Origin of the sequence: Streptomyces sp. NPDC056948 (genome assembly GCF_042674225.1) — a bacterium.
Taxonomy (GTDB): domain Bacteria; phylum Actinomycetota; class Actinomycetes; order Streptomycetales; family Streptomycetaceae; genus Streptomyces; species Streptomyces purpurascens.
Window position 1 is genome coordinate 1 of record NZ_JBHUQX010000427.1, and the last position, 7,789, is coordinate 7,789.

Annotated in this window: 8 protein-coding genes and 1 pseudogene; 4 read left to right on the forward strand and 5 right to left on the reverse strand. The window is 73.4% G+C overall.

The features are described from left to right. Positions 1 to 635, forward strand: a pseudogene (locus tag ACFTZL_RS37005) (gfo/Idh/MocA family oxidoreductase); the annotation flags it as partial. Positions 636 to 666: 31 nt separating this feature from the next. Here ACFTZL_RS37005 and ACFTZL_RS37010 read toward each other — a convergent pair. Further along, entirely contained in the window at positions 667 to 1,077 is a 411-nt protein-coding gene (locus ACFTZL_RS37010) for a Zn-ribbon domain-containing OB-fold protein (RefSeq protein WP_382592408.1), read from the reverse strand. Between the two features lie 137 nt (positions 1,078 to 1,214). Further along, positions 1,215 to 1,898 carry a TetR family transcriptional regulator gene (locus tag ACFTZL_RS37015; RefSeq protein WP_382592425.1) on the reverse strand — a complete coding sequence of 228 codons (684 nt, stop codon included), beginning with the start codon at positions 1,896 to 1,898 and terminating at the stop codon, positions 1,215 to 1,217. Between the two features lie 201 nt (positions 1,899 to 2,099). Between ACFTZL_RS37015 and ACFTZL_RS37020 the strand changes: the two genes are divergently transcribed. The 3 genes from ACFTZL_RS37020 to ACFTZL_RS37030 all read left to right on the forward strand — a co-directional run bounded on the left by ACFTZL_RS37020 (position 2,100) and on the right by ACFTZL_RS37030 (position 4,219). After that, a complete protein-coding gene (locus tag ACFTZL_RS37020) occupies positions 2,100 to 2,795 on the forward strand; it encodes a peptidoglycan-binding protein (RefSeq protein ID WP_382592411.1) in 696 nt (231 codons plus the stop codon). A gap of 711 nt (positions 2,796 to 3,506) precedes the next feature. Then, the gene (locus ACFTZL_RS37025) at positions 3,507 to 3,986 is read left to right on the forward strand and encodes a flavin reductase family protein (RefSeq protein WP_382592414.1); all 480 of its coding nucleotides are present in this window, start codon (positions 3,507 to 3,509) and stop codon (positions 3,984 to 3,986) included. Positions 3,987 to 4,078: 92 nt separating this feature from the next. Beyond that, positions 4,079 to 4,219 carry a hypothetical protein gene (locus tag ACFTZL_RS37030; protein WP_382592417.1) on the forward strand — a complete coding sequence of 47 codons (141 nt, stop codon included), beginning with the start codon at positions 4,079 to 4,081 and terminating at the stop codon, positions 4,217 to 4,219. Between the two features lie 19 nt (positions 4,220 to 4,238). Here the strand turns inward: ACFTZL_RS37030 and ACFTZL_RS37035 are convergent, their stop codons facing one another. From ACFTZL_RS37035 to ACFTZL_RS37045, 3 genes are all read right to left on the reverse strand, one after another. Beyond that, positions 4,239 to 6,629 carry a SpoIIE family protein phosphatase gene (locus tag ACFTZL_RS37035; RefSeq protein WP_382592420.1) on the reverse strand — a complete coding sequence of 797 codons (2,391 nt, stop codon included), beginning with the start codon at positions 6,627 to 6,629 and terminating at the stop codon, positions 4,239 to 4,241. 105 nt (positions 6,630 to 6,734) lie between these two features. Continuing rightward, positions 6,735 to 7,301: an antibiotic biosynthesis monooxygenase gene (locus tag ACFTZL_RS37040; RefSeq protein ID WP_382592423.1), complete on the reverse strand. Its 567-nt coding sequence runs from the start codon at positions 7,299 to 7,301 to the stop codon at positions 6,735 to 6,737. A 51-nt stretch (positions 7,302 to 7,352) separates the two neighbouring features. Continuing rightward, positions 7,353 to 7,733, reverse strand: coding sequence for a hypothetical protein (locus ACFTZL_RS37045; RefSeq protein ID WP_382592428.1), 381 nt, complete (start codon positions 7,731 to 7,733; stop codon positions 7,353 to 7,355). Positions 7,734 to 7,789 lie beyond the last annotated feature (56 nt).

The window sequence follows — 7,789 nt, forward strand, 5'->3', positions numbered from 1 at the left end:
CCGACGACCCCTTCGCCCTGGACCTCGCGGCCAACGACACCCTGCGCGCCCTCTATCTGGACGCCGAGCGGGACGACGGATACCTGCGCGACCGGAACGTCTTCGACGGGCCGATCAGTATCGAGGACGACATGTCCGTCCTCGTGCGCTACTCGCGCGGCGCGACGATGACGTACCACCTGACCGCCTACTCCCCGTGGGAGGGCTACCGGGTGATGTTCAACGGCAGCGCGGGCCGGCTGGAACTGGAGGTCGAGGAGAGCCGCTGGCAGCCGGCCCTCACCCGGGTCACGTCGGCCGCCGGAGCCCTGCACGGGGACACGGCAGCCGAGCACGCGGGCGGCGCCCGCCTCACGCTGCGCCCGCTGTGGCAGCCCCCGGTGGACGTGCCGCTCTCGGTCGCCCACGAGGCCCACGGCGGCGGCGATCCGCGCATGCTCGACGCGCTGTTCGGACCCGCCGACCCCACCCGCCCCGCGGACACGGCGGTGGCGGACCATCCGACGGCCACCGAACGCGACGGAGCGCTGGCGCTGGCGGTCGGCCTGGCGGCCAACCGTAGCTTCGAGACGGGACGGCCGGTGCGCACCGACGAACTGTTCGCAGGCCGGAAGGGCGCCGGAATCGCGGACTGAGCGGACGTCAGGCTCGCTGACCGGCGAACGGTCAGCTCCAGGCCCGGTACGGCTCGTCCAGCAGTTGGAAGACCGGCTCGCCCCGTACCGGGTCCTTGGCCGTGGAAAGCCGCACCCGGTCCCCGCTGTGGATGCCGATCGGCGGGCCCATCACGCGGCCGCGCACGACGAATCCCTCGGCCATCTCGATCATGGACACATTGCGCGCCGCGGGCGTGTTGCGGTGCACCACCGTGGAGTGGCGCACCGTGCCCGCGCCCTCGCTGCGCTCCGTCCGCAGGTCGCTGCCCCGGCAGACCGGACACAGCAGGCGGTGGAACATGGCGGTGCCGCACCAGGTGCAGCGCTGGAAGAGGATGGCATCCGTGTCCTGGCTTCTCGGGTCGAGGAGACCCGTCGAGCCGGCTGCCTGCTGAGTCACGCTTCCTGAGTGGTGGTACACGCTGGTCAACTCCCTGCACTCGGGCGGAATCCCGGGTGCGCGGTCACCCGCGCACAGGCGTGCCCGGTTCGCCGTGCCACCGTGCACGCAGCACAGCGTATGGCACTGAGTGCCACTCGTAAAGGCACTCCGTACCCTCAAATGTGCGGACCCTCAGGCCGCCCCAGTGTCGACTCGATCTCCTGCACGACCCGCCACAGAGGCGCTCCGCGCCGTGAGACGACCACCACCACGTCCTCCGGCTGCGGTTCCGCGACGGGCGCCGGGGCGCCGCCGAACGCGGACTGCACGTACGCCAGCGCGTGGTCCACCGTGGCGCTCGCGTCATCCTGTCCGTCCGAACGCAGCCAGGATCGCAGCGCGTTGTTGTGTGCCGCGACCACCGCCGCGGCGATGACATCGGCCTGCAGGGTCCCGTCCCTGCGGGCCGCGAAACGGCGGCGCAGGTACTCGGCGAGGGCGCGCTCGTAGCGCCACACCACCGACAGTTCGTAGGCGCGCAGCCCGGGGACCTGCTTGGTCAGGCGGTAGCGCTGCACGGAGAACGTCGGGTTCTCGGCGTACATCCGCAGCACGAGCCGGGCCGCGTCGCAGACCCGCCGCACGGGCTCGTCGTCATCGGAGCTCTCCGCCAGGAAGGCCGTCATGTCGGCCAGGCATCGCTCGTGGTCCGGGAAGACCACGTCCTCCTTGGAGGGGAAGTAGCGGAAGAACGAGCGTCGTCCGACGCCGGCGAGCGCCACGATGTCGTCGACGGTGGTCTGCTCGTAACCCCGCTCGAGGAACAGGTGGAAGGCCGCCGCCACCAGGGCGTCCCGCATGGGCGGCTTTCCGTTCCCGAGGTCGGCTTTCTCGGAGCTCATGAGCTGGAACGTAGCACCCGAAAGGCCGCGCATGGCACTCAGTGCAGTCGTAGGGAGGAACTGAGTGCTCTCTGAACTCCTGGCGCGGCAGCCGCGTATCTAGCGGCGGAACGATCCTCGAAGACGGGCGCCTCCGAGCCCGGACGGAAGGAGAACAACGTGTCGACACCGTCCGAGCCCCGGCAGCCGCACGACGGCCCGGCCCTCGAACCCATCCGCGTCCTGCGGCCCCGCCGCACCGACGCGCTGGCGGAACTGATGCGGGAGTACCGAGAGCAGACCGCCTCCGCGTCGGGCGGTCCTGAGTCCGGCGGCTACGAGTCCGTCGCTCTGCCGGGACCGCCGCCCGGCTCCGAGGCCATGACACAGGAACTCCCCCCGGTCGCTCGCGCCCGCCGTGACGGCCGTGCCGTACGCCCCGGATCCGGACTGCGCCGCGCCGCCGTCGCGGTGGCGGTCGTCGCGGCGGCGGTGATCGGATTCGGCGGCGCGCTGCTGCTCCGCGGCGGCGAGAAAACCGAGGACAGTGCGGCCCCCGCACCCCGCCCGACCGCGTCCGACCCCGCCCCCACGCCGACACCCACCCCACCCGCCGCGGCTCCGGCGGACCCCGACGGCCCCGGCACCCTCCGCGAGGGAGCCTCCGGGCCCGAGGTGACCGAACTCCAGGAACGCCTCCTGCGCATCCCGGACGTCTACCGCGACGGCTCCACCAGCGGCAGCTACGACACCACCCTGACCGCGGCGGTCGCCCGCTTCCAACTCTGGTACGGCATCCGCGGGGACGAAACGGGCGTCTACGGCAACGACACCCGCACGGCACTGGAATCCCGCACAGCACCGAACACGAGCTGACGGGCACTCCGGGCGGGGTGGCCCGCAGGCCGGGTGCCACCGCCGGTCGCACCCGGCCGCTCGCCGTGTGGCAATCCCGATCGGTGGTCCGCCCGGCGGTTGGGCCGCGCTGGACGGCGCTGGGCGTCTGACGGTGGGTCGGGCCGCTCGCCCCAGTCGACCCGGCGACCGGACGGATCGCAGGCCGGCCGGCACCGCTGTTTGGTCAGGCCGCCCGTCGGGTGGCGCTGGCCGCTCGGTGGCGTCGTCCCCGGGCGGCCCGTTGGTCGGTTGTCCCGTGTGGCCGGGGGTGCTGCCGTGACTTTGGTCCGCCGCCGGGGGGCCGCTCGCCGACCGGCGTCTTCCGCCCCGTGGCTCGCCGGTCGCTCGGACAGGTGCTGGACGGTGCTGCCCTCCGTTGATCCGCCTGTCGGTTGGGGCGCTCGCCGGCCGGCATCGGCACCGGGTGGCTCGCCCGCCGGACGTCACCTGCCCACCTGGTCGACAGCGTCGGCCGGCCTGGCTGTCCCGCAGCCGGCTGGGTGCTGGCCTCGTGGCGCCATCGGCCAGGCAGGGGCCTCTCGTCTGGCCGCGTCGGCCGTCAGGTGGCATCGGCCAGGCGCTGCTGCGGCCCCCACGGCGGCACCGCTCCCCGGGATGGCACCCCCACCCCCGCCATGGTGAGGTGATGGCGAGGGGCGTCGGCCACGGTGGAGGAGTGGTGGTGTGGGCATGGACGCGTTCGTCGGTCGGCTGGATCCCGACATGTGCGTGGTCACCGCCGTCGCGGGGGGTGAACGGGCGGGCTGTCTGGTCGGGTTCGCCTCGCAGTGCTCGATCCGGCCCGTGCGGTTCGTGGTGTGGCTGTCCGAGCTCAACCACACCTTCCGGGTGGCCCGGAACGCCGAGGTGCTGGCCGTGCATCTGCTCGACCGTGAACAGCGCGGCCTCGCCGAGCTGTTCGGCGGGGAGACCGGCGACCGGACGGACAAGTTCCAGGGGCTGCCGTCGCGGGAGGCGTACGGCGGGGCCGTCGTCCTGGAGGACGTGCCGGCCTGGTTCGTCGGCCGGATCGTGACGCGTGCCGGCGGCGGGGACCACATCGGCTTCGTTCTCGACCCGGTCGAATGGGGCGGGCGGGAGGCGTACGACGGTCCGCTGCTGCGGCTCTCCGACGCCCACACCATCGCGCCCGGTCACCCGGTCGACTGATCTCGCGCCCCGTATATCGAACGCCGGGCAACGGCTGGGGAAAGGAGCGGGACGGCGCGGCCGACGGGCTTCACCCTGGGCCGGGGCGACGAGTGAGGCGCCCCGTCCGCCGCGAACCGAAGGCCATGCCCATGGACGGCTCCCGCATACCGGGCCTGGTACTGCCCACCCTCTTCCTGCTGGCCCTGCTCGTGGGCCTGTGGTGGTACTGGCGGCACCGGGGTGACTCCTGACCCGGTGCGCGGCCCGCCCCTACCGCTCCCGCGCCCTCGGAACCCGGATGTCCACGACGCAGACGTCGTCCCGCCGCTCTTCCGGCAGCATCCGCGCGAGCAACGGCCCGAGCGACCCGGGCCCGTCGGTGTGCGGAGCCGCCACCGCCTCGGCGAGCCGCTCCAGCCCTCGGTCGATGCTCTCCGGAGGGTGCTCGACCAGGCCGTCGGTGAAGAGGATGAGCCGGTCGCCCGGTTCGAGGCGGCACTCCGCCTCTTCGTAGACCGGCGTGGCGGACGCCCCGAGCAGCATGCCGCGGGGCCGCCGCAGATACCGCACCTCGCCGTCCCGCAGCAGCAGGGGCGGGGGATGCCCGGCCTGGGCCCAGACCAGGCGCCGCTGCCGCGGGTTGTAGCGGGCCAGCACCATCGTGGCCGTCGCATGGGAGTCGCGGGAGTGCAGCAGCAGCGTGTTCAGCCGGGCGAGCGCGCCGGTCAGCGACGAGCCGGTGATGACCATGCCCTTCGCGGTGAAGCGGAGCTGCGCCATCGTGGCCACGGCGCCGACGCCGTGCCCGGCGACATCGCCGACCACCAGCAGCGCCCCGTCGTCGGGCAGTTCCACGGCGCTGAACCAGTCGCCGCCGACGTGCACACCCGACTGGGCGGGCAGATAGGCGACCTCGACGCGCAGTCCCGCCAGTTGCACCGGCCGGTTGGCCATCGGCAGCAGCGCGTGCTGAAGCCGGGACGCCAGGGTCCGCTCGGCACGCAGTACGTCGTTCTGCGTGAGGATCGCCTGCTCGCTCTCGACCAGGGCCAGCTCCGCCCGCCGCCGGGCGGTCAAGTCCTGTACGACACCGTGCACTTCGACGGGCGTGCCGTGCATGTCGGCCACGGTCTCGGCCACCAGGCGCAGGTGCCGGATGATGCCGGACGTCCTGATCCGGAACGGCAGGTCGAACGCCCGCCCGTCATGGACGAGTGCGCGGACGGCACGGGTCAGCGCGGGCGCGTCCTCGGGCAGCGCGAGCTCCGGGAGACCGGCGAGACCCACCGGGCCGTCCGCGGTGTCCCGGCCGAAGATGGCGAACACCTGGGTCGACCAGGAGGCCTCCAGTGTGGCCAGGTTCCAGTTCGCCCAGCCGAGGTTGCCCAGCCGCTGGAGATCCGCCAGCCGCTGCTCCTGCCGGTCGGAGGAGCCGTGCGGGACCCAGGTGACGACCAGCGCGTCGCCCAGCAGCGCCACCCGCGCCGTGTACGTGGACAGCGCGGCGATGCCCGCCAGGACCTCCTCGTGCGCGAACGGCTCGCTCTCGTACGGCTCCCCGCTGGTCAGCGTGTGTACACAGCCCCACCACAGCGGCTCACCCGCCAGGGCGGGCCGGAACTCCAGCAGCCGCCGCCCGGCCAGCTCCTCACCGGGACGGCCCAGCAGGTCGCCCGCCTGAGCGGTCGCGGCCTCCACCCGGAAATCCTCGGTCTCACCCGACGCGGCGCTCAGCGGGGTGAGCAGCATCGCCGCGAGCGGCAGCGCGTCGAACAGTTCCTGCACCACGTCCGTGGCGGCGTCGGCGGACCGCTCCGGCGGTGTGTCGAAGGCACGCAGCCGGCCGGCGCACAGCCCGGTGACGCCCCGTAGGTGAGCGCGGTCGCGGGGCGTGAACGCCCCGTCTCGGCCGCGCAGCACGCCGATGCAGACCTCGGCCGAGCCGGCCGCGAGCACGGGCAGCCAGGCACGTGACCGCCACTGCTCGGGAGGCTCCCCGATCAGCAGGTACCGCCGGGCGTCCGAGGCGAAGTCCTCCAGCCAGCGCGGCTCGCCCGCCCGCAGCGCGTCCAGCGCCGCGATTCCGCTCAGCGGCGGCACCTGGCTCCACTGGGCGGCCAGCTTGTCCTCGATGCCGGCGTGCCCGATCAGTTCGAGGCCGCCGTCGGGCCTGCGGGCGTAGAGCATGATCGCGTCCGCCGCCATGTCCGGCGCGAGATGCTCCAGCAGACACCGCGCGAGGTCGTGCGGCGTCGTCACCCGGACGAGGGCCTGGCCGATGCGGGCCAGGGCGGCGGCGACGTCGTCCGGCGTGGCCGTCTCCGCCAGGGGGCCGGACGCGGGGCCCGGGGTGCCGACGGGGCCGGTCGCCTCGCCCGGGTCGGGCGCGGCCGGCGCCAGACTCCCGAGCGTGATCCAGCACTCCTCCAGCAGGGTGTGACGGGCCGCCTTGGCCCGCTGGAGCAACTGTTCGCCGGCCGCGTCCGCGGAACACCCGGTCAGCGCCATCTGCGCGCCCGTGGCCCGCTCCACGACAGCGGACATGGCCGCCTGGTCGCGCAGCCGGTCCAGCTCGGCGCGCTGCCGGGCGACGATCTTGGCCAGTTCGACCAGGTCCGGTGCGGCACCGGGCTGCGCCGGCGTCGCAGGCTCGCTCGTCACGCGTTGAGCATGGCACACCCGGGCCCGTTCGAAGACTCACTCGTGCGCACGGACCGCCCGCGGATCCGCGGTGTCCTGCCCGTCACGTCCGGCTCCCCGCGCTGGTCAGTGGCCGTCGCGTGGATACAGCCACAGCCGGAGCAGCCGGCTGAGCCGCGGCATCACCAGGTAGGTCAGCACCGGCAGCAGCACCAGGGGGAACACGGCGGCCCGCAGCGGCAGCGGCCAGCCGGCGGTCTGCGGCGTCACCAGCCACTGGATGAGCAGGGTGAACGGATAGGCGCCGAGGAACGTCGTGAGGACCATCTTCCACCGGGGCGGGGCCTGCGCCATGGTGCCCGGCAGGCTGAACCACGTCTCCATCCCGGTGGTCGACTGGCGCTCGCTGCTGACCTCGGTGGCGATGTCCTCGATCTTTTGGTGCCAGTGCGCGCGCTCCTCGGACTCCAGCCAGGCGGCGAGCCGGTGCTGGTCGGACCAGCGCAGCACCGCGTGGAAGCGGTGGCCGTCCTCCGGCGTCAGCCAGGAGACGCCCTCGTTGCCCGGGAACTGCCTGGCGCAGCGGGCGATGCCGCGCGTCCACTCCTCGAACTCCCGCTCATGGCCGGGGCGCACCTGCCAGGTCAGGACCGTGGTCACCGGCTCTCCGCGCCGGACTTCGGTGGTGCCCATTCCCTCACGTGTGCCACGCACGGCGCGGGTCATGCCCCCGGGTACCCAGGGTCACGGATGGCGGTTCGCCTCCACCAGAGCCTGGGTGACCGCCCGGACACTGCGCGCGATGTGCTGCAACTGCATGACCTCGGCCGCGTACAGCTTGATCGTGTGCTCGATGACGCCCTCGTGCAGGCCGAGACCGGGCAGGTCGGCGCGGGCGGTCTGCAGGGCGGTGCGGGCCACCCGGATCTCCTGCTGGACCTGGATCTGGGCGTGCCGGGCGAGGAGGACGGGGTGGCGGATGAACACGGGGTAGCCGGCGTAACGCGTGGGCACCAGCTCGCGTAGCCACTTGGCCGCCGAGCGCTCCCAGTCGTAGCTCCCGGGGGTCTTGACCTGGCAGGGCCAGTCCGGGCTGATGCGCGTGGACGTCAAGTGCATGATCATCGCTTCCGGGTGTGCGGCGTCGTGAGGGTGGACGACGGGTCGGGGCGGCCCCGGCC